The organism is Flavobacterium sp. FlaQc-48, assembly GCF_044007335.1.
Taxonomy (GTDB): Bacteria; Bacteroidota; Bacteroidia; order Flavobacteriales; family Flavobacteriaceae; genus Flavobacterium.
This window is the reverse complement of record NZ_JBIPCR010000003.1, coordinates 1-20,906: the sequence shown is the minus strand read 5'-3', so window position 1 is coordinate 20,906 and position 20,906 is coordinate 1. Positions and strand designations below refer to the sequence as shown.

At 34.8% G+C, this 20,906-nt stretch carries 20 protein-coding genes and 2 pseudogenes; 12 read left to right on the top strand and 10 right to left on the bottom strand.

Features of this window, described 5'->3' with window-relative positions:
* Positions 1 to 10 precede the first annotated feature (10 nt).
* The 6 genes and pseudogenes from ACHRWY_RS05495 (at position 11) to sufD (ending at position 3,627) form a co-directional block, all read left to right on the top strand.
* Entirely contained in the window at positions 11 to 208 is a 198-nt protein-coding gene (locus tag ACHRWY_RS05495; RefSeq protein WP_395353243.1) for a DUF2683 family protein, read from the top strand.
* The gene (locus ACHRWY_RS05490) at positions 199 to 471 is read left to right on the top strand and encodes a Txe/YoeB family addiction module toxin (protein ID WP_113677129.1); all 273 of its coding nucleotides are present in this window, start codon (positions 199 to 201) and stop codon (positions 469 to 471) included. The genes ACHRWY_RS05495 and ACHRWY_RS05490 overlap by 10 nt, the downstream gene beginning before the upstream one ends.
* 6 nt (positions 472 to 477) lie before the next feature.
* The gene (locus tag ACHRWY_RS05485; protein WP_395353241.1) at positions 478 to 966 is read left to right on the top strand and encodes a flavodoxin family protein; all 489 of its coding nucleotides are present in this window, start codon (positions 478 to 480) and stop codon (positions 964 to 966) included.
* A gap of 13 nt (positions 967 to 979) precedes the next feature.
* The gene (gene sufC, locus ACHRWY_RS05480; protein ID WP_072964755.1) at positions 980 to 1,726 is read left to right on the top strand and encodes a Fe-S cluster assembly ATPase SufC; all 747 of its coding nucleotides are present in this window, start codon (positions 980 to 982) and stop codon (positions 1,724 to 1,726) included.
* An 87-nt stretch (positions 1,727 to 1,813) separates the two neighbouring features.
* Positions 1,814 to 2,203, top strand: a pseudogene (locus ACHRWY_RS05475) (four helix bundle protein).
* A gap of 107 nt (positions 2,204 to 2,310) precedes the next feature.
* Positions 2,311 to 3,627 carry a Fe-S cluster assembly protein SufD gene (sufD, locus tag ACHRWY_RS05470; protein ID WP_395353240.1) on the top strand — a complete coding sequence of 439 codons (1,317 nt, stop codon included), beginning with the start codon at positions 2,311 to 2,313 and terminating at the stop codon, positions 3,625 to 3,627.
* Positions 3,628 to 3,733: 106 nt separating this feature from the next.
* Here the strand turns inward: sufD and ACHRWY_RS05465 are convergent, their stop codons facing one another.
* Positions 3,734 to 5,083, bottom strand: coding sequence for a serine hydrolase domain-containing protein (locus ACHRWY_RS05465; RefSeq protein WP_395353239.1), 1,350 nt, complete (start codon positions 5,081 to 5,083; stop codon positions 3,734 to 3,736).
* 221 nt (positions 5,084 to 5,304) lie between these two features.
* Between ACHRWY_RS05465 and ACHRWY_RS05460 the strand changes: the two genes are divergently transcribed.
* The 6 genes from ACHRWY_RS05460 (at position 5,305) to ACHRWY_RS05435 (ending at position 9,408) form a co-directional block, all read left to right on the top strand.
* On the top strand, positions 5,305 to 6,519 hold the full coding sequence (locus ACHRWY_RS05460; RefSeq protein ID WP_395353237.1) for an aminotransferase class V-fold PLP-dependent enzyme: 1,215 nt from the start codon (positions 5,305 to 5,307) through the stop codon (positions 6,517 to 6,519).
* Positions 6,520 to 6,530: 11 nt separating this feature from the next.
* Positions 6,531 to 6,956 (top strand): hypothetical protein, encoded by a 426-nt coding sequence (locus tag ACHRWY_RS05455; RefSeq protein WP_395353236.1) that lies wholly within the window; start codon positions 6,531 to 6,533, stop codon positions 6,954 to 6,956.
* Positions 6,957 to 6,958: 2 nt separating this feature from the next.
* Entirely contained in the window at positions 6,959 to 7,381 is a 423-nt protein-coding gene (locus tag ACHRWY_RS05450; RefSeq protein WP_395353234.1) for a SufE family protein, read from the top strand.
* Positions 7,382 to 7,460: 79 nt separating this feature from the next.
* Entirely contained in the window at positions 7,461 to 7,787 is a 327-nt protein-coding gene (locus tag ACHRWY_RS05445; protein WP_395353233.1) for an SUF system Fe-S cluster assembly protein, read from the top strand.
* A gap of 81 nt (positions 7,788 to 7,868) precedes the next feature.
* Positions 7,869 to 8,378 (top strand): DUF2480 family protein, encoded by a 510-nt coding sequence (locus ACHRWY_RS05440; RefSeq protein WP_395353232.1) that lies wholly within the window; start codon positions 7,869 to 7,871, stop codon positions 8,376 to 8,378.
* Positions 8,379 to 8,457: 79 nt separating this feature from the next.
* Positions 8,458 to 9,408: a DUF3078 domain-containing protein gene (locus ACHRWY_RS05435; protein WP_395353231.1), complete on the top strand. Its 951-nt coding sequence runs from the start codon at positions 8,458 to 8,460 to the stop codon at positions 9,406 to 9,408.
* A gap of 165 nt (positions 9,409 to 9,573) precedes the next feature.
* Here the strand turns inward: ACHRWY_RS05435 and hflX are convergent, their stop codons facing one another.
* From hflX to ACHRWY_RS05390, 9 genes and pseudogenes are all read right to left on the bottom strand, one after another.
* A complete protein-coding gene (hflX, locus tag ACHRWY_RS05430; protein ID WP_395353230.1) occupies positions 9,574 to 10,812 on the bottom strand; it encodes a GTPase HflX in 1,239 nt (412 codons plus the stop codon).
* A gap of 192 nt (positions 10,813 to 11,004) precedes the next feature.
* Positions 11,005 to 11,916 carry a hypothetical protein gene (locus ACHRWY_RS05425; RefSeq protein ID WP_395353229.1) on the bottom strand — a complete coding sequence of 304 codons (912 nt, stop codon included), beginning with the start codon at positions 11,914 to 11,916 and terminating at the stop codon, positions 11,005 to 11,007.
* A 92-nt stretch (positions 11,917 to 12,008) separates the two neighbouring features.
* Positions 12,009 to 13,358: a DUF5689 domain-containing protein gene (locus ACHRWY_RS05420; protein ID WP_395353228.1), complete on the bottom strand. Its 1,350-nt coding sequence runs from the start codon at positions 13,356 to 13,358 to the stop codon at positions 12,009 to 12,011.
* A 16-nt stretch (positions 13,359 to 13,374) separates the two neighbouring features.
* The gene (locus ACHRWY_RS05415; RefSeq protein WP_395353227.1) at positions 13,375 to 16,212 is read right to left on the bottom strand and encodes a carboxypeptidase-like regulatory domain-containing protein; all 2,838 of its coding nucleotides are present in this window, start codon (positions 16,210 to 16,212) and stop codon (positions 13,375 to 13,377) included.
* A gap of 242 nt (positions 16,213 to 16,454) precedes the next feature.
* Positions 16,455 to 17,675: an MFS transporter gene (locus ACHRWY_RS05410; RefSeq protein ID WP_395353226.1), complete on the bottom strand. Its 1,221-nt coding sequence runs from the start codon at positions 17,673 to 17,675 to the stop codon at positions 16,455 to 16,457.
* 293 nt (positions 17,676 to 17,968) lie between these two features.
* Positions 17,969 to 19,009, bottom strand: a complete 1,041-nt coding sequence (locus ACHRWY_RS05405) for a Gfo/Idh/MocA family oxidoreductase (protein WP_395353225.1) — start codon at positions 19,007 to 19,009, stop codon at positions 17,969 to 17,971.
* Positions 19,010 to 19,086: 77 nt separating this feature from the next.
* Complete coding sequence (locus tag ACHRWY_RS05400; RefSeq protein ID WP_395353223.1) at positions 19,087 to 20,157, bottom strand: NADH:flavin oxidoreductase/NADH oxidase; 1,071 nt, start codon at positions 20,155 to 20,157, stop codon at positions 19,087 to 19,089.
* A 255-nt stretch (positions 20,158 to 20,412) separates the two neighbouring features.
* Positions 20,413 to 20,532, bottom strand: coding sequence for a bacteriocin (locus ACHRWY_RS05395; protein WP_395353222.1), 120 nt, complete (start codon positions 20,530 to 20,532; stop codon positions 20,413 to 20,415).
* 114 nt (positions 20,533 to 20,646) lie between these two features.
* Positions 20,647 to 20,906 (bottom strand): annotated as a pseudogene (locus ACHRWY_RS05390) (peptidase C39); the annotation flags it as partial.

Genomic DNA, 20,906 nt, shown 5'->3' with positions numbered 1-20,906 from the left:
ACAAAGCAATATGGATATCATCTTAAAAAATGTAAAGAAAAAAGATTTCCCAGTTTTTCAATCACTGGCAAAATCTCTTGGTTTTGAAATTATCGAAGAGAAAGAAAAACCATATAATCCAGAATTTGTAAAAGAAATTTTAGATGCTGAACAGAGTATAAAAGACGGGAAGGGAGTTAAAATAAAATTAGAAGATTTGTGGAAGTAATTTATTCTGAAAAAGCTCAAAAAGACAGAGAGTATTGGAAAAAATCTGGCAATAAAGCAATTATGAATAAGATTACTGCCTTGATTGAAGATATACAACTTCATCCTTTTGAAGGTATCGGAAAACCTGAACCTTTAAAATATGAATTGTCGGGAAAATGGTCTAGAAGAATAAATCAAGAACACCGGATAATTTATAAGGTTACAGAAGAAGAAACAATCGAGATATTAGATATTCTTTCTTTGAAAGGACATTACGAATAAGTATTAATGGAAAACAAAAAAGTAATCATTTTAGGTTCATCCAGAAAAAACGGAAATACAACCAAAATTGTAGACGAGATTTCTAAAGAAACCGGAATAGACATAATTAATTTAAGTGATTATAACATTTCTCATTATGATTACGAAAGCAAAAATATAGAAGACGATTTTTTGCCTTTGATAAAAGGAATACTCGAAAAGTACGACACTTTAATTTTTGCAACGCCAATATATTGGTATAATATGAGTGGAATCATGAAAGTTTTCTTTGATCGTTTTTCGGATTTAATCCGAATTGAAAAAGAAACCGGACGAAAACTAAGAGGAAAGAAAATTGGCGTGATATCAAATTCACACGACAATGAAATTGAAGATAGTTTTTACATTCCGTTCAAAAAGACAGCCGATTATTTAGGCATGGAATATTTAGGACACGCGCATTTTAATGCCAACATCCTAAACCAGACAACAAAAATAGAATTGACATTTATATAAAATAAAAAAAACAATGTTATCAATAAAAAACCTTCACGCCTCAATTGGTGATAAAGAAATCCTTAAAGGAATTAATATAGAAGTTAAAGCTGGCGAAGTACACGCTATCATGGGGCCAAACGGTTCCGGAAAAAGTACACTTTCGGCTGTAATTGCCGGAAACGAAAACTATGAAGTTACTGAAGGAGAAGTTTTCCTGGACGGAGAAGATCTTGCTGATCTTGCTCCGGAAGAAAGAGCACACAAAGGAGTTTTTCTTTCATTTCAATATCCTGTAGAAATTCCCGGAGTTAGCGTTACAAACTTCATGAAAACGGCTATCAACGAAACTCGTAAAGCAAACGGTCAGGCTGAAATGCCAGCGAATGAAATGCTAAAAGTAATTCGTGAGAAATCTGAATTATTAGAAATCGACCGTAAGTTTTTATCACGTTCTTTAAACGAAGGTTTTTCAGGTGGTGAGAAAAAAAGAAACGAGATTTTCCAAATGGCAATGTTAGAACCAAAATTAGCTATCCTTGACGAAACCGATTCTGGTCTTGACATTGACGCTTTAAGAATTGTGGCTAACGGAGTGAACAAATTGAAAAGTGAGAAGAACGCCATTATCGTGATCACACACTACCAACGTTTGTTAGATTACATCGTTCCGGATTTCGTTCACGTTCTTTACAACGGAAGAATCGTAAAATCAGGAGGAAAAGAACTGGCTTACGAACTGGAAGAAAAAGGATACGACTGGATTAAAGCAGAGAATTAAATTTTTGTTTCAGGTTTCATGTTTTTTTTAGCTTCAGGTTAAACTTATTTTTGTAAGCTTAAACTTAAAATTATTGAAACGGAAATCATGGCAACAATTAATCGATTTGAGGATTTAGAAATTTGGAAAGAAGCTCGACGACTGGCAAAAGAAATTCACCTTATTGCAATTCATACAGAGTTAAGATCAGATCTCAGATTCAAAAATCAAATAAAAGATTCTTCGGGTTCAGTAATGGATAATATTGCTGAAGGTTTTGAAAGAGATGGAAATTTAGAATTCCGACAATTTCTATCCATTGCAAAAGGTTCAGCCGGAGAAACAAGATCTCAATTATATCGAGTTTTTGATTTTGAATATATTTCATAACAAAAATTCGAAGCTTTAAAAAAAGATTATGAGAATTTAAGTGGCAAAATAAAAAACTTTTTTACTTATCTCAATAAAAAAGATTTCAAAGGAAATAAGTTCCAGTAAAAAACTTAAAACTTTAACCTGAAACAAAAAAACGGATCTCAAAGGTAACAAGTCCCAACAGAAAACCTGAAACTTGAAACCTGAAACCCGAAGGAAACAAAAATAAAATGGATTTAAAAGAAAAATTAGTATCGTCTTTTATGGCTTTTGAAGAGCGTGTTGATGTACATTCAGATTTACATGACATACGCACAAATGCTTTAAAGAACTTTGAAAATAAAGGTTTCCCAACCAAAAAAGAAGAAGCTTGGAAATACACATCGCTAAACGCCATCTTAAAAAATGACTTTACGGTTTTTCCAAAAGAAGAAAATGCAATTGAATTTAATCAGGTAAAAAAATATTTTTTACATGAAATCGACACTTATAAATTAGTGTTTATCGATGGTGTTTTTAGTTCACATTTGTCTTCTACTACACATGACGGAATCGACGTTTGTCTGATGTCATCGGCATTGACCAAACCAAAATATAAAATGGTTATTGACACCTACTTCAATAAAATTGCAAGCAAAGACGAAAGTTTGACTTCGTTGAATACTGCTTTTGCAAGTGAAGGGGCTTTTATCAATATTCCGCAAAAGAAAGTCGCTGATAAACCAATTGAAATCATGTATTTCTCTACAGGAAACGAAGCTGCTTTATTAGTTCAGCCTAGAAATTTGATTATTGTTGGGGAGAACTCTCACGTTCAGATTATCGAGCGTCACCAGAGTTTGAATGAAAATCCGGTTTTAACCAATTCGGTTACAGAGATTTTTGCTCAAAAACGTGCTATTGTAGATCATTATAAAATTCAAAACGATAATACCGAGGCGAATTTAATCGACAATACTTACGTTTCACAACAACAGGAAAGTCACGTTTACGTGCATACTTTTTCGTTTGGAGGAAATCTGACTCGTAACAATTTGAACTTTTATCATTTTGGTGAAAGATTAACCAGTACACTAAACGGAATCACTATTATTGGCGAAAAACAACACGTTGACCATTATACCTTAGTAAACCACGCAACACCAAATTGCGAAAGTTTCCAGGATTATAAAGGAATTTTCTCTGATCGCTCAACAGGAGTTTTCAACGGAAAAGTGTTGGTAGAAAAAGAAGCTCAAAAAACAAATGCTTTCCAAAAAAGCAATAACATTTTATTGAGTGACAAGGCTACAATCAATGCAAAACCACAATTAGAGATTTTTGCTGATGATGTAAAATGTTCTCACGGGTGTACCGTAGGGCAATTAGACGAAACAGCCATGTTCTACATGCAATCTCGTGGAATCCCGAAAAAAGAAGCTAAAGCTCTATTGATGTACGCATTCTCGAATGCTGTTATCGAAAGCATTAAAATACCGGAATTAAAACAACGAATTACTAAAATCATTGCTATGAAATTAGGCGTGAATTTAGGATTTGATTTGTAAGAGGCTTAACCGCAAGGTTCGCTAAGATTTACGCAAAGTTCGCAAGGTTTAGATTTAAACTTTGCGAACTTTGCGCTTTTTTAACTTGCGTTCTTTGCGGTTAAATTTATTTCCTAACAGAAGCAATTATGCCTTTTAAAAAACCATTAAAATCAAATCCCTGATCGTCTTCTTTCAATCCCATTCTCACAATTACCATATCCAGAGACGGAATAATCGCCACCATTTGCCCCTGATATCCGCTGCAATAAAACATGTCACGCGGAACATCCGGAAATTTTCCTCCGGCGTTTAGCCAAAATTGTGCTCCATAAGCTCCTTTAGAAGTATTGGTTGGTGTTGCAGAATATTTTACCCAGCTTTCATCCAGAATCTGTTCTCCGTTCCAGTTACCTTTATGAAGGTATAATAATCCAAATTTTGACCAATCACGCGGTGTCGCCCATGCGTAAGATGACCCCACAAAAGTTCCTGTCATATCCTGCTCAACAATCATCGAATTCATTCCGATTTTGTCAATTACGGCACTGTACCAGAAGTCAAGATATTCTTGTTGCGTTTTAAACTGGCTTTTTAAAATTCCGGATAATAAATTGGTGGTTCCGGAGGAATAATTCCAATGGGTGTTGGGTTTAAACTGAGCCGGTTTTTCGCGCTGTACTTTTGCCATATCTCCGGATTGAAAAAGCATTATTGTTGCATCGCAAATTTTACTGTAATTCTCTTCCCATTCTAAACCGGAATTCATGTGCAGCAAATCGTTTATAGTAATAATTTTTCGATCATCATTTTTCCATTCCGCAATTGGTGCCGGTTTATAAATATCAATTTTACCTTGTTTTGCTAAAACCCCAAAGGCAGAATTGGTAATACTTTTTGTCATCGACCAGCCCAAAATTTTGCTGTTTTTAGTAAAGCCTGTATCATATTGTTCCGCTATCAATTTATCCTTATACAAAACCACAACGGCTCGTGTACGTTTTGCTTTCCCTCCGTTTTTATCAAAAGAATCATCGACTGCTTTTTTCAGTTTCGAATAATCTACATTCGAGAATAGGGTATCTTTAGCTTCGTTATTTCCGTAAGGAAAAGGAAGATTATTAACTAATTTCGTTCGTTTAGGAAGTAAATAAGGTTTCGAAATATCATAATCATCATCAATTAAAGTAGCGCCTAAACCTTCACGATAAATTGCTTTTCTTTTCTTTAAACCATAAACAGAAGATGTTGCAAATTTTCCTGCTTCATCGATTGTGTTGGTCGCTAGTTCCATTAATGGGATATCATTATCGCTTTTTTCAATTAAGTCTTTCGGTCTATGATCCAAAAAATGTCCCGAGGCGATGCTTTTGGCCGAAAAGCCGGAGATCAATTCAAGCTTTGGATAAGTAGTAAATCCAAAATAAAAAAGTACAATCAAAAGAACAAGTGCCAGTAACCTGATGATTTTTTTCATATTCACAAAAATATTTTTTACTGCAATATAAATAATTTATCCTCATGATTTTAGCAAACAATTTACATTTTGAATTCACATAATTTACAAAACGCAACTTAATTTTAAGGAATCAACATTCAAACCTTCAATTGATACTGCCATAAAAGGAAATTATAGTTTTGATGGATAAACCAATTTAGTTTTAGTACTTTTGTAGATAGAATTTTTCTAAATAAGACATGTTAGACATCCAAAAAATAAGAGCTGAATTTCCGATACTTTCGGAAAAAGTAAACGGAAAACCATTGGTATATTTCGATAACGGAGCAACCTCGCAAAAACCACAAATTGTGATCGATGCTGAGGCGAAATATTATCAGGAAATAAATGCCAATATTCATCGTGGTGTTCACACATTAAGCCAGTTGGCAACTGACGCATACGAAATTTCAAGAGTAAAAATCCAACATCATATCAATGCGAAGTTCTCTCACGAAGTACTTTTTACTTCCGGAACAACGCACGGAATCAATTTAGTAACCAACGGTTTTGCATCAATTTTAAAACCTGGAGATGAAGTTGTTGTTTCATCACTGGAACATCACAGTAATATTGTGCCATGGCAAATGTTGTGCGAAAAAACCGGAGCAATTCTTAGGGTTATTCCGATGAACGAAGATGGCGAATTGATCATGGAAGCTTTTGAAGCTTTGCTGTCAGAAAAGACCAAAGTCGTAACGGTAAATCATATTTCGAACGCATTAGGGATTATCAATCCTGTAAAATATATGATCGAAAAAGCACACGCTGTTGGCGCTGCTGTTTTAATCGATGGCGCACAAGCCGTTCCGCATTTAAAACCGGATGTTCAGGATTTAGATTGTGATTTTTATGCCTTCTCTGGTCATAAAATGTGCGGTCCAACCGGAACCGGAATTTTATACGGAAAAGAAGAATGGTTAAACAAACTTCCTCCTTATCAGGGAGGTGGAGAAATGATCAAAGAAGTTACTTTCGAAAAAACGACTTATGCTGATCTTCCCCATAAATTTGAAGCCGGAACGCCAAATATTGCTGGCGGAATTGTTTTAGGAACTGCAATTGATTACTTAAACAATATTGGTTTTCACAACATTCAAAAACACGAGGAACATTTATTGGCACATGCTACAAAACGTTTACTCGAAATTGAAGGTTTGAAAATTTACGGAACCGGAAAAAATAAAGCTTCGGTAGTTTCGTTTAATATTGATGGTATTCATCCTTATGATATTGGTTCTATTATCGATAAATTAGGTATTGCAGTCAGAACCGGGCATCATTGCGCACAACCCATCATGAATTTTTTCTGTATTCCGGGAACTATTCGTGCTTCATTTTCTTTTTACAATACAAAGGAAGAAATTGATGTAATGGTTGAAGCGGTTAAAAAAGCCAAAACCATGTTAAGCTAAAAAAACTTTTTATGAAAATAGTATCCTTATTGCTCTTAACGATCTTCATCGGAACATCGTGCTCAAGCCAGAAAAAAGCAGATTTATCATCAACAGAAATTGAGTATTCTGCAGTTTCACGAGGCCTTTATAAAGTAATAGTGGTTCATAATAAAATGGTTTCTGTTACTAACGGAAGAAAAACAGAACCAGTAGAAAGTAAAATTAGCGACACAAAATGGAAACAGATTGTGGCTGAATTTTCAAAAATTAATTTAAATAATATTTCAACCTTAAAAGGACCAACTGAAAAACGTTTTTATGACGGTGCTGCAATTGGAAATCTGAAAGTAACCCAGAATAAAAAAGTATATGAAACATCTGGCTTTGACAATGGTTTCCCTCCAAAAGAAATTGAAAAGCTCGTAAATTTGTTGGTTGATTTCACGAAAGAATAGTTATGACAATAAAAGAAATACAAAACGAAATAATAGACGAATTTTCGATGTTTGATGACTGGATGCAACGCTATGAGTACATCATCGAATTAGGAAAAAGTCTTCCGTTAATCCGAGAAGAATACAAAAAAGACGAGAATTTAATCAAAGGGTGCCAATCGAAAGTCTGGTTACAGGGAGAAGAAAAAGACGATAAAATTGTTTTTACTGCTGACAGTGATGCTATTTTAACGAAAGGAATTATAGCAATTCTTATCCGTACTTTTTCTAATCAAAAGGCTTCAGACATTTTAGCTGCCGATGTTGATTTTATTGACGAAATCGGATTAAAAGAGCATTTATCGGCTACTCGTGCAAACGGATTGGTTTCGATGATTAAAAATATCAAAATGTACGCTTTGGCATTTGACGCAAAAAAGAATTAAAAAATTTAAACTATTAGGATATTAAGTTGATGGCTTAGGCTTAAATACTTAACATCTTAATGGCAAACTAAAAATAAAAATGGAAGAAACAATTATAGACACAAACGAATTAGGAGAATCAATTGTAAAAGTTTTAAAAGGCATTTACGATCCGGAGATTCCTGTTGATATTTACGAATTAGGATTGATTTATGACGTAATGGTAAATACAGATTACGAAGTAAAAATCCTGATGACATTAACATCTCCGAACTGCCCTGTTGCAGAAAGTTTACCAAGAGAGGTAGAAGAGAAAGTAAAAACTATCGAGCATATTAAAGATGTTGATGTTGAAATTACTTTTGACCCGCCATGGAGTAAAGATTTAATGAGCGAAGAAGCGAAATTAGAATTAGGAATGCTTTAAATTAGTCATAAAGACGAAAGTCATAAAGTCTTAATAAAACAAACTTTATGACTTTCGACATCGGACTTTAAGACTTAACATATGGAAGAAATCATCAACAAAGTTGCCAATAGCGCCTTGGAGGTTTTTGATCTTGAAGATTATTACCCAAAAGGAACACGTGTGCAAATCGACATTTCGCAATGGCTTTTAGAGGGTTTTCTGTTACGAGAAAAAGACTTCAGAGAGCATTTAAAAAACCATGACTGGTCCCAATATCAGGATCAGTATGTCGCTATAAATTGCAGCACAGATGCTATTGTTCCTGCCTGGTCATCTATTTTGGTTGCTATTCAGCTGGCTCCTTATGCCAAAAAAGTAGTCAACGGAACAATCGAAGATTTAGACTCCAGTTTATACGAAGAAATTTTAAGCAAACTTGATTATTCTGAGTACAAAAACAAACCTGTTATAGTAAAAGGCTGTTCTAAAAAACCGGTTCCAACACGTGCCTATATTTTGGCAGCAACATATTTGCAGCCTTTTGCAAGAAGCATTATGTACGGAGAAGCTTGTTCAGCAGTACCTCTATACAAAGAATCTAAGAAATAACTTTCTTTTGCATCCTATAATAGCGGAACCTTTTAACGGTTTTTAGTATATTTGTTATTACACATTTAAACTACATACCATGAAAAAGCTAGCGTTATTACTACTTATTTTAGTGAACTTAACTTTTGTTCAAGCCCAAAATTCAGAAAAAGAATTAATTCAAAACACTGAAAAAGCGGTAAAAAGAATAAATGACACTATTGAAGATGAGGGCTGGAAAGCAAAAGGGATTGTTTCTCTATTGTTAAATCAGTCCAGCTTTAATAACTGGCTCGCCGGAGGTGAAGATAGCTTTTCCGGAACTTTAGGAATCAATTACGACTTTAATTACAAAAAAGACGATCTTACCTGGGACAATAAAGTATTAGCATCTTATGGGCTTTTACAAACCAAAAATGCAGATTTTGGTAAGAAAACAGATGACCGTCTGGAATTTAATTCTATTGTAGGTAAAAAGGCTTTTGGTCAATGGTATTACTCTTATTTTCTAAATTTCAGAACGCAGTTTACAACAGGTTATATTTATGGCCAGGATGCTAACGGAAAAGAAATCAGAACTGAAAACACCAAATTTATGTCTCCCGGATATCTTACTACTGGTCCCGGTATTTACTGGACAAAGGATGACAATTTAAAAATAAACTTTGCCCCTTTAACTTCAAAATTCACTTTTGTAGATGGCGCTTACACCTCAGGAATTGATCCGAAAACAGGATTACCTTACGTAGATGGTGATTATTTTGGCGTAGATGCCAACAAAACGATGCGTTACGAATTGGGTTTCTATGCTTCTGTTTACTACAAACTGGCTATCATGACCAACGTAACTGCTGAAAACACACTGAACCTGTACTCTAATTATCTCGAAGATCCTCAAAACGTAGATATCAATTACTCATTGAATATTATCATGAAAGTAAATAAATTTCTGTCTGCTAATTTGTCCTTCCAGGCAATCTATGACGACAATGCTTTTAAAGGATTTCAAACCAGAGAAGTATTTGGTTTAGGCGTTAATTTTGGATTCTAATTTGAAACCATAAACCACCTAATTTTACCGCAGAAAGCCTAAGGTTTTTATAAATTAGGTTTTATAAAACACAAAATTCGCAAAGCTAAATTTATACATAGCTTTGCGAATTTTATGTTTTCTGAAGATCCTTTAATTAATTTTAGTGCTCTTTGAGATAATTAATTATTCTTGCTCCTCTTCTTCTTTTTCGATTGCATCTTTATAATCCGGATACAAAAATTTATTATATGGAAATCTTGTAATATGAATCTGTCTTACCGCTTCATAAACCCTTTCTCTAAATTCCTCAAAATTTTCTTTATGGGTAGCCGAAATAAACAGGGCATTATCTTCACCTAAACGATGCATCCAGGTGCTTTTCCACTCATCAAGGGTATAATGTCTCGGCGTTTTTTCGGTCATTAAATCGTCTTCATCAATTGTCAAATGTTTGTAAGCATCAATTTTATTGAAAACCATAATCACCGGTTTTTCGTGTGCTTTAATATCCTGCAACGTCTGATTTACCGAAGCAATATGATCTTCAAAATCCGGATGCGAAATGTCGACAATATGCAGTAACAGATCGGCTTCACGAACCTCATCAAGCGTGCTTTTAAAAGAATCAACCAATTGCGTAGGCAGTTTTCTAATAAATCCAACAGTATCCGAAAGCAAAAAGGGCAGGTTTTTAATCACCACTTTTCGTACGGTCGTGTCTAAAGTTGCAAACAATTTATTCTCAACAAAAACATCACTTTTACCAACAGCATTCATCAAAGTCGATTTTCCAACATTCGTATAACCCACCAAAGCCACACGCACCATCGCACCACGATTGCTTCGCTGTACGCCCATTTGTTTGTCAATCGTTTTGATTTTATCTTTCAATAACGAAATTCGGTCACGTACAATACGTCTGTCGGTTTCAATCTCCGTTTCACCGGGACCACGCATACCAATTCCTCCTTTTTGACGCTCAAGGTGTGTCCATAAACCGGAAAGTCTTGGCAATAAATAGATGCATTGTGCCAGTTCAACCTGAGTTCTTGCATACGAAGTCTCTGCTCTTTGTGCAAAAATATCCAGAATTAAATTGGTTCTGTCTAAGATTTTACAATCTATAATTTTTGAGATATTCTTTTGTTGTGATGGCGACAATTCATCATCAAAGATCAATGTAGATATGTCGTTTTCTTTTACAAAAAGATTAATTTCTTCAATTTTTCCTGTCCCGACAAAAGTCTTAGGATTTGGACGTTCCATTTTTTGTGAAAATCGTTTAATAACTTCACCTCCAGCGGTAAAAGTTAAAAACTCTAATTCATCCAGATATTCGTTAAGTTTTTCTTCACTTTGGTTTTGAGTGACAATACCCACAATGGCAGTTCTCTCAAAATTTATAACTTCTTTTTCTAACATAGCTTTGAATAAGGTGCAAATTTAATGATTTGTAAGGTACTAACCCTTATAGAATTTCTTTTTTAAGTGGTATTTGGGAAATTATCCCTGCCCAAAAAAAGAAACCATTTAAAAAGTAAAGTTTACTAAGAATTGAATCCTAACAAAATTTAATTTCTAAATGGTTTTTAACTAAACTGAAAAATCAAATATTTATTCGTAAATAAACGTTTTCTCTGTTTTTACAATTCCGTTTTCCTCAATCTGAGAACAAGAGATAGGGAAGTTCAGTTTGTTGTATTTAAATTTTCTGCTCACAGCAACTAAAGCTGTAGACGAAGGACTAAAACTCATTTCATTGTTATACGAAATGGCTTCAAAGCTAAACTCCTCTTCGTGATAGGAAATCATAGGTACAATTACCTTATAATTATCACCAAACAAGCTTTGAACAATTAGTTGATCAACAGATTTTTTATCATCAAATGTATAGGTTTTAGAAATTTTATCTCCAACAAGACCTTTGTGTTTAACCACATTGTCATTCACATAAACATATTCAATTTTACCAATAATTGCTTTATTTCTATCGCGGGAAGTACGTCTTACAATTGTACCATTCTCTACAATATATTCGATGTCATCAACTATGTTTTGGTGATTTGTACTTTTCTTTGTTGTTACTTTTACTCTTGCTCCTTCATAGAAAAAAGTTACCACTTTAGTAATATAGTCATTGCCTTCCTGATATTTTTTTACAAATTTGGTAATGTTATTATCGGCATCATAGGTATAGTTCACTACTTCTTTCCAGTCGCTTCCTACCTTATCTTTAACGGTCATATCCAGTAGTCCTTTTGTGTTATAAAAGAAATGCTGAACCACATCTGAAGTGGTAATCGTTTGGATTTTTCCATCTTTAAAAACAACTGTTTTATTTACAATTTCGCCGTCTTTAGAGTTTTGGTAATTTGTTTTTACAATGTTGATTTGTTTTAATCGAACAGGGGCGTTTTGATCCTGGCTGTGCATTAAGCAAGGAAAAACCATCATCATGATGGCGAAAAAATAGGTTTTCATGTGGTATTTGTATTGATTTGGGATGACCAAAATACAAAATTCCATTAAATTTTAACAGTTTAAATCTCAAAAACAACACACTATTAAAATATCACCTAAAAATCAGCACTTTAATTTCATTATTAAAAACTCAGGCCTTATTTTTCTCCAAAAATTTTAACATCATCTACCATAAAAGCGCCATTTAGTGTCTTGTCTTTTCCGGATCCAATATATTTAAAGGCAATATGAATGTTTCCTGAATAAGAGGACAAATCGATTCCGCCGGAACTTATAAACTGACGTGTGGGCGTGGATAACGTTGGGAATTTTGCTGTTAGTTTTGTCCACTTTGCTTTGGTAACACTTGCTCCGTCAAAATTAGTGGAGACATAGACTTCAAGCAAATTCAAAGGAGAGTCGACCTTTAAATCATGTTGTGCACTTCTAAAAGACAATACTGCATTTTTATAATTCGCCAAATTAATTTTAGGCGTTACCAGCCATGCAATATTTTCGGCTGCTGTTGTACTTGTGGTATTAAATTCTGCATACCCATTACCAGCATACACCATACTCTTCCACAATTTTGTTGCTTTTTCTACAATATTACTCCAACCCGGTAAAGTAAAATTTACATTGTTTTTCACTGCTTGAAAATCTTCTGCAAAAAACGGAATATTTCGTTTTCCTTCCATTTTAACATCTTTATCTGAGCGAACCATCATTTGATAATCTGTTCCAAATTTGGTTAAAATCCCACGGACTTTTCCGCTTCCTTCCGGCACTGGATGATCTGCAAAACTGGCATAACTGCTTGTCCTGAAAATAATCTGATTACCTGTTTTGTCTCTCAAATTCCAATTGGTTGATCCTCCTACATTATTATTTTCTTCAAAATAATGGCGTCCAATTGCTGCTTCTGTAAACTCAACGTCATGAAGTTCTATCAATGTATTTAATTTATCATCATTTAATGCTTCTTCTACAGTAACCGACTGAACTAACTGGTCTTCATCAATCATAACACAAGAAGCATTCAGTACATTTTTATACTCATTTTGCGAAATCCTGCCTATTGTGGGATCTCCTGCATTACTCACGTACAAGCTTCCAATTCGTAAACCTCCATAATACAAATCCGTAAACTGATTTTTTAGTTTTAAATATACTTTATTCCCTACGCGATAATCAATATAGGTATTTGAAGCATCAACCGGAACGCCAAATCCGGTTGCAGGCAATCTGTCTTTTGCTAAAGTCTGAAATGAAATGGTTTTAAAAAAATTACCTTCCTGGTCACTAGAAACAACATACGCTTCTATAATATCGTTGTAAACATATTGTTTGGCAGTTGTACCTGAAACTTCATGAACTTTCTCAACTGTTTTATTTACGATTAGACTGGGTTGTGTACATTCCAGTTTAGGGACATCGGCTTCATTGTTGCAACTATAAAAAAGCAATATTGATACTAGTGCAGATGAATTTAAAAATCTGTTTTTCATGATATTTTTTTGAAGTTTATAATCCTATTGTAAGATTTACGAAAAAAGTCCTTCCGTATCCATAATAATATTTTGGCCCAAATGATGGCGTTCCACTGGAAACATCCTGATTAAGTGACCTGTAATTTGCATTTCGTGCCTGTTCAAAACCACCAGTTTTATAGGTTGCATTTAAAACATTATTAATGCTTGCAAAAAGTCCCACATATTTACGATAAACGCGCCATGACTTACCTCCGTTAATATTTAATAACGAAACAGGATCAAATTTCTCCTGTTTTAATAACTCTGCTCCCCTTTCGTCTGTGGCTTCGGGAAAGGGAAATCCGTTTGCAGGATTAATGTAAAATTGTGCTGTTCTGGCAATAGCCGAAACATCGATATAACTTGCGGTGAGATAATTGATATTGGTACCAATCCACCAAAATTTAGGATATCTATATTCTAAACCAATTGAAATGGCTTCTTGCGGCATTCCTGCTTGTTTATAATTTTTAAGACAGGCCTGACCAAAATCAAAAGTAGTTTGTCCGTCTTCTTTTCCGGCATTAGCATCGTTGGTTACTAGAACATCCGGATTGCTGTCCATGGTATAATCACCATACGCGATGGAAAAGGTAGTTTTTAATGTTGGGGAAATCTGATATTCAAAACTCGATTCAATTCCTATGTTTTTTTTATTTAAATGAGTCAGCGTCTGACTTACAAAGCCATCTGTTGCATCATAACCTGCTCCATTATCAAAAATTCCTTCTGCATAAAAAAAGGAAGTTTTCGTACTGTTCTTTATCAGCGAATAATAGGCTGTTAATCGCATTTTAAATTTCGGTGAACGATAAACATAACCGGCCTCTGCGCTGGAAATATTTTCGCTTTCGATACCATCCACAACCGAATTATTCAAACGGGAATTTAAAAATGTATTTCGAAGCGATGGCGCTCTTGTGAGATGCGATCCGTTGATATACAGCAATTGCCTGCCTGAAATTTTGTAAGTAAAGCCGCCTTTGAATCCAAAGTTTTCAAAATTTACATTTTCACTTTTACCCAAAGAATTTGTGGGATATATTCCGTTTTGATACAACCCTTCCCTTTGATAATTTGACATAGAATAGGATTGAGCCAAATAAAATTCAGCTTTATTATAAGAAAATCTGAATTGTGTAAAAGCATCTAGTGTATTGGCTAAAAAATTGTAGTTGTAGCCATAAATATCCCCTTCTTTTACCTGACGATTTGGGTTTTGCAAATCAGATTGTGCTAAAGCTCCTTTGTAGAAAGGGTCGATATCTTCAAAATATTCGCCTCCAAGTAAATCTAAAAGATATTGAAAATTATGAGACTTTAAATTTCTAAAAGTAATTCCGGCATCAAAAAACAGATTTGTTGTAAGCTGCGAATTTAAATTTGTATTGATGGCAAATGTTTTATCATCGGTTCTGTCTTCATACAAGACATACCTGCTTTGCGCAGGTTCATAACCTGTAATTATATGCTGTGAATTTGTTATTGCTTTTTGATTGGCGCGATACATGGCATCCCAATCCATTTGGGGGTTTTCTAAAAATAATGTTTTGCTTTTTTCAGCATTTACGTAATCGGGCATGAATGCTCCGGAAAATTCCCCATCGTCTTTTGCATAAAGGGAACCAAAGTAGCTGGGCATTTTTCGATAATAAACAGGATCCGGACTATTGGCTTTTTGATAGTCAATATTGCTGTTCCCCACTTTCCCGAACTGATACAGGATCGCGGAATTCAGGTTTGTTTTATCATCGATTTTAAGATAATGATTGAGCATCAACAATGGTTCTTCAACATTTTTAACTCTTGCATTTCGCTTTTCTCCATTTTGAAAACCCCAGTACGAATTGTATTTTTCATTCGTTAACTGAGTTACTTCATCTGTATTGGCTGAGTTTTTTCCGCGGGAAACAGGAGTGAAAAAACCGGTAAAGTTTAGAGATTGTCTGGTATTTAATTTCTTTTCGACACTTATAAAAAAAGATTCTGCTTTGAAGTCTGTACCCTCAAAATAGCCTTCATCCGACCAGCGTTTTCCTGCCGAAATTGCATACGCCCAACCCGAGGCATTCATTCCGGATGCATAAGTACCAATGACCCGACCGTTATAAGTTGTATTGCTTCCGGAAAACGAGAGCTGTCCTCCTTTTCGGTACATTGATGCTCGGGTAAATATTTGTTGTGTCCCTAAAACACCTCCAAAAGTATAATTTGAAGCAGCCGTGCCAATAGAAAACTCCTGATTTCGCAAAACATTATTCAAACCTCCCCAATTGCTCCATTGTGGTCTTCCATCATAAATTTTATTCATGACCATACCATTTAGCATCATGGTTCCGTTTTCGCTATCGAGACCGCGAACCTTAAATCTGGCCTGCCCCCAATTGAACGCTGAAGCCTGCATAAAAGCATCTTTTGAGGATTGCAATAAACCGGAAGTCATTTCGGAAGAGCTGTTGTCATCAGACAAATCACTATCTAATAATGTGATCAGCGCTGCCGGAACCTCATCAGAAAAAGCGTCTTCTAATTGTAATATTCCCAGACTTACTCTTTTCCCGATATTCGATTGCACTTTTAAAAGCAGATCTTTATAGCCCTGACTGTGCAGCAACAATAATTGCTCTCCTTTTATGGAAGAATACAATTCAAAATTTCCGTTGGTATCGGTGAGTTGTGTTACAGCAGAATTCTGAATGCTTACTACAACATTCTCCAGAGGGTTTTGCGTTTTGGCATCGATTACAGTCCCAAAAAAGGTAGTTTGTTCCTGTGCGAAGGCAAAACTAAAAGGCAATATAATAAAACCCAAAAAATATTTTCTTGTCATTAAAAAATCCAATTTAACTTAATAATAGTTTAGAATTGAAATTGTTTTGAGTTACAAAACAATTCATCTTTACATCAAAAGATAAAATTGGTTTTTGGAAAAGCTTTTTTAAATCAGAAAAATAGTACACTGATTAAAAAATCAAATATAAAGAAAAAAATTTTATGAAAATAAATTCCTGTTAAAATATTGAAATAAAAACAGGATTTGATTCCTTAACTATGTAATAAGGAACAAATCATTTAATTCGCTGTTCTGATTTTAGAAACCATAAAAGCAATTAAAACCCCAAATATGCCAATAAAAGCAAAAGAGAACTTAAGTCCAAAATTCTCTGCAATATGACCAATTACAGGAGGTCCCATTAAGAAACCCAGGAAACTAACACTCGAAACTATGGTTAAAGCTTCTCCGGGAGGAACAGTTGGGTTTTTTCCTGCCATACTGTAAACGGTAGGAACTATGGTAGCAACACCCAAACCAACCAGCATAAAAGCAATGGTACAAGGAATAATATAAGGCAGAAAAACTGCGGTAAAGAGTCCGGCAGAAATCATAACACCGCTAATTTGCATGACGCGTTCACGACCAAATTTATTGATAAGGCCATCACCCAAAAATCGTCCGCTGGCCATCATGATCATAAAAGAAGTATAGCCTAAAATTACTAAAGGTCCGGGTGCTTTTACAACATCTTTAAAATATACTCCGCTCCAGTCAAACATAACCCCTTCACTCGCCATACTGCAAAATCCAATAACTCCCAACCAGATTAAAGCAGGGTCCGGTTTTACAAATAACCTCTTCTTTTCATTCGTTTTGTTTTTTATTTTTTCTTTGGCTTTCACCAGAAATTTAAAATTAAAAGCAACCATTAAAAGTACAATTCCGCCAACAATCAGGAAATGATGAAAAGGCGTGAGTTTTAACGTTAGCATTCCTAAACCTACCAAAGCGCCCGTAAATCCGGCAAAACTCCACATGCCGTGAAAAGAGGACATAATTGTTTTTTTAAAAAGTACTTCGGTATAAACACCTTGGGTATTAACAGCAATATTGGCTAAATTTCCAAAAATTCCAAATAAAAATAATCCTAATGATAATTGCAAGGCTGATGTAGCCAAACCTAAATTTGCCAGACATAAAACATACATTATTAAGGAGAAAACAAGAATGCGGTGGCTGCCAAATTTGGTTACCATTTTTCCGGAAAAAGGCATAATAATCAATTGTCCCATTGGAAGGGCAAAAAGGATAGACCCCAAATCACCTTCCGATAAATGCAAAGCCGTTTTAATGTCCGGAATTCGACTTGCCCAGGTTGCAAAGCTTAACCCCATTCCAAAATAAAACATACCAACTGCAATACGAATTCGGTTTAAATAAGATGCTTTTGCTTCTCTGTAAACTTTCTTTATTTTTCCTTTGGTTTGGAATAGCGATAATGGGTTGAAATCTATCAAAATATATGCATTTTTAAGTTTGATACCATAAAAGTACTAAAAAGCTGCTTTATAGACTACCAAACCCTACTGGTTACTGAATTTATAACGTTGTATGTTTATAAATTGTTTTTTTTAAAGGGGCAAAGGTTCTGAGAGGCAAAGGCACAAAGGTTTTCTCTATTTGCATAAAAATGCCCCCAAATAGTGTCTAACTTTTTGGGGGCAGTTCATGCTGTGCGTCTTTACGATATAATTTAAAATAAATCTGCGTTAATCCGTTTCATCCGCAAAATCCGCGGGCCAGTTTTTTTCTATAAATTAATGACCTTTTGCTGGGCATGACTTGCAATTGCGGCTTCGATAATTTGCATCACTTTTACACCGTCCTGTGCTGTAACAGGTTCTGTTTTATTATTTACAATTGATTCGTAAACACCATCAAAAAATGAAAAGTAATTTCCTTGTAGTGTGGGTATTTTTTCCCTGATTTCTTTTCCATTTATTTCTGTATGCAAAAGTCCTTGCAGTGTTTCCGGCTCTGTTCCCCAGGATTCTAAGTTTGGCTTTTTACCTAGTTTTAATTCATCTTCCTGCACATCACCACGAGGTTTTAAGAAAGATCCTTTCTTACCATGAATGGTGTAAGCCGGATTTGCTTCCCTGACAAAAAAACTGGCTTTTAATCGCACTCTGAAATCTTCGTAAATTAACAATAAATCGATCCAGTCATCTACCAGGGAATTTGCTCTGGTATAACGAATATCACCAAAAACTGATTTTGGAGAACCAAACAGGCAAACGGCCTGATCAATTAAATGCGGACCTAAATCTTTCAGGATTCCTGCTCCGTCATTTACGGTTTCTTTATGCGCTTTTGGGCTTAACAAAGGATTATATCTGTCAAAATGAAACTCTGCTTCGACCAGATCCCCTAAAGTTCCTTCTTTAATTATTTGCTGAACGGTTTTAAAATCGCTGTCCCATCTTCTGTTCTGGAAAACGGCCAGTTTTAATCCTTTTTCTTTGGCAATTGCCGCTAGTTCCCGGGCTTCGGCAACAGTTGTTGTAAAAGCTTTTTCGACAACAGCATGTTTTCCTGCCAGCAATACCTTTTTGGCATATTCATAATGCGTTCCGACAGGCGTATTTACGATGACTAAATCAACATCGTCTGCCAATAAATCATCGATTGAAGGATAACTTTTTACAGCTGGATAATCTTCCTGAATGAGTTTTTTACTTCTTTCCCAGGAACCTAATAATTCAAATCCCTCATGAATGTCTAAAAACGGCGCATGAAAAACTTTTCCCGACATTCCGTATGATAATAGTGCTGTTTTAATTTTTTCCATTTTATGTTGTTTGTTTTTTGCCACAGATTACTTAGGATCATTCTTTTTAATCAATAAATTCTGTAACAAATAAATAGTTAAATCTTAGCTCTTTCGTATTGTTTTGGCCATTGAATATCGTCGTTTAATTCTTTGGCGAAATCTAAGGGCAGGTTTGGGTCCCGTAATGATGCCCTGGCGAACAAAACCAGATCAGCCTGACCGTTTTCTAAAATTTCTTCGGCTTGTCTGGCTTCCGTAATTAAGCCTACTGCTCCTGTCAGGATAGTGGCTTCTTTTTTAATTTGTTCTGCAAAAGAAACCTGATAGCCCGGGCCAACCGGAATTTTTTGATGCGAAACCAATCCGCCTGATGAAACATCTATTACGTCTATGCCTTTTTCTTTTAAAATTTTAGAGAGTTTAATTGATTCTTCTGGATTCCATCCGCCTTCTGCCCAATCGGTTGCTGAAATCCGAACCAATAAAGGCAAATCTAAAGGCCATTCAGACTGAACTGCTTCAACAATTTCTAGTGTAAAACGAATTCTGTTTTCAAAACTTCCTCCGTATGCATCAGTTCTCACATTTGTTAACGGAGACAAAAACTGATGTAATAAATAACCATGCGCTCCGTGAATTTCGAGTACCTGATAACCCGCTTTAACGGCTCTTTTTGTCGCTGCTTTAAAGTCTGAAATAACTTTTTGAATTCCGTTTTGATCTAAAGCTTCCGGAAGAAACGGTTCGCCCTCGTGATACGGAACGGCACTTGCAGAAACTGTTTGCCATCCGCCCTGATCGAAATCTAACTTTTTGTTGCCTTCCCACGGAATTGAAACACTTGCTTTTCGTCCGGCATGTGCCAATTGAATTCCCGGAATTGAGTTTTGAGAAACAATAAATTCGTTGATTGTTTTTAATTTTTCAATGTGTTCGTCTTTCCAGATGCCTAAATCAGAAGGAGAAATCCGGGCCTCGGGAGAAACCGCTGTCGCTTCCTGAATAATTAATGCAGCACCTCCGCTAGCACGGCTTCCTAAGTGAACCAGATGCCAGTCGTTTGCAAATCCGTCGATTGCAGAGTATTGGCACATAGGCGAAATAACGATTCTGTTTTTTAAAGTAATTTTCTTTATAGTAAGTGGAGAGAATAATAATGACGCCATGATTGTAGCTTTTAATGATTTTGTAGTACCTATTGAGTATAACAGTATTTAAAAAGTAAAGTTAAAGCTTCTTGATAAAAGGAGAAATCTAAATGCTTATTAATTAACAAAGATTTAAAGCCAGTTTATATACCTTATTTGATGTAATCTGATAACTTTCAAAATAATAAACTCATAAAAAAATCTCTTCCCGGAAATTTTGGAAAGAGATTTCAAAAAGATTTTTTTTGATATAAAATTGTAACTCTGCAAAGTTTATGCAGCACCAATCAAAAGGCCGCCAATTAAAATTGGTGCTGTATCTTTTCCACCAACTATACTTTGCAGTTCTTTAGCACTAAGCTCTTCCAAATTTAAATCTTCTATTGATTTCATAATATTAACATTTAAAGGTTATAAAAAAAATTACAAAAATATTTTCCCGGAACTTTACTAACTTTTCAGACTAGATTAAAATTTCCTAAGGTTAAATCTATTACTAAATTTTATTTAAACCAAATTTTGTTTATTCCAAAGATTGTAATACTCTGATTCCTGTTTCAATAAATCAAAATGATTTCCAGATTCTACTACAGCTCCATTTTTCATTACCATTATAGTATCTACATTGGCAATTGTACTTAAACGATGTGCAATAATAATTATAGTTTTTCCTTGTTTTTTGAAGTTATCTATGGTTTGTTTAACGATCATTTCAGAACTTGTATCTAATGAAGATGTTGCTTCGTCCATTAACAAAATATCCGGAT

Excerpts from the sequence above, each read along its gene's own strand:
- ACHRWY_RS05495 (WP_395353243.1), top strand. The coding sequence starts at position 11 with ATGGATATCATCTTAAAAAATGTAAAGAAAAAAGATTTCCCAGTTTTT.
- ACHRWY_RS05485 (WP_395353241.1), top strand. The coding sequence starts at position 478 with ATGGAAAACAAAAAAGTAATCATTTTAGGTTCATCCAGAAAAAACGGA.
- sufC (WP_072964755.1), top strand. The coding sequence starts at position 980 with ATGTTATCAATAAAAAACCTTCACGCCTCAATTGGTGATAAAGAAATC.
- sufD (WP_395353240.1), top strand. The coding sequence starts at position 2,311 with ATGGATTTAAAAGAAAAATTAGTATCGTCTTTTATGGCTTTTGAAGAG.
- ACHRWY_RS05465 (WP_395353239.1), bottom strand. The coding sequence starts at position 5,083 with ATGAAAAAAATCATCAGGTTACTGGCACTTGTTCTTTTGATTGTACTT.
- ACHRWY_RS05460 (WP_395353237.1), top strand. The coding sequence starts at position 5,305 with ATGTTAGACATCCAAAAAATAAGAGCTGAATTTCCGATACTTTCGGAA.
- ACHRWY_RS05455 (WP_395353236.1), top strand. The coding sequence starts at position 6,531 with ATGAAAATAGTATCCTTATTGCTCTTAACGATCTTCATCGGAACATCG.
- ACHRWY_RS05450 (WP_395353234.1), top strand. The coding sequence starts at position 6,959 with ATGACAATAAAAGAAATACAAAACGAAATAATAGACGAATTTTCGATG.
- ACHRWY_RS05445 (WP_395353233.1), top strand. The coding sequence starts at position 7,461 with ATGGAAGAAACAATTATAGACACAAACGAATTAGGAGAATCAATTGTA.
- ACHRWY_RS05440 (WP_395353232.1), top strand. The coding sequence starts at position 7,869 with ATGGAAGAAATCATCAACAAAGTTGCCAATAGCGCCTTGGAGGTTTTT.
- ACHRWY_RS05435 (WP_395353231.1), top strand. The coding sequence starts at position 8,458 with ATGAAAAAGCTAGCGTTATTACTACTTATTTTAGTGAACTTAACTTTT.
- hflX (WP_395353230.1), bottom strand. The coding sequence starts at position 10,812 with ATGTTAGAAAAAGAAGTTATAAATTTTGAGAGAACTGCCATTGTGGGT.
- ACHRWY_RS05425 (WP_395353229.1), bottom strand. The coding sequence starts at position 11,916 with ATGGAATTTTGTATTTTGGTCATCCCAAATCAATACAAATACCACATG.
- ACHRWY_RS05420 (WP_395353228.1), bottom strand. The coding sequence starts at position 13,358 with ATGAAAAACAGATTTTTAAATTCATCTGCACTAGTATCAATATTGCTT.
- ACHRWY_RS05415 (WP_395353227.1), bottom strand. The coding sequence starts at position 16,212 with ATGACAAGAAAATATTTTTTGGGTTTTATTATATTGCCTTTTAGTTTT.
- ACHRWY_RS05405 (WP_395353225.1), bottom strand. The coding sequence starts at position 19,009 with ATGGAAAAAATTAAAACAGCACTATTATCATACGGAATGTCGGGAAAA.
- ACHRWY_RS05400 (WP_395353223.1), bottom strand. The coding sequence starts at position 20,157 with ATGGCGTCATTATTATTCTCTCCACTTACTATAAAGAAAATTACTTTA.
- ACHRWY_RS05395 (WP_395353222.1), bottom strand. The coding sequence starts at position 20,532 with ATGAAATCAATAGAAGATTTAAATTTGGAAGAGCTTAGTGCTAAAGAA.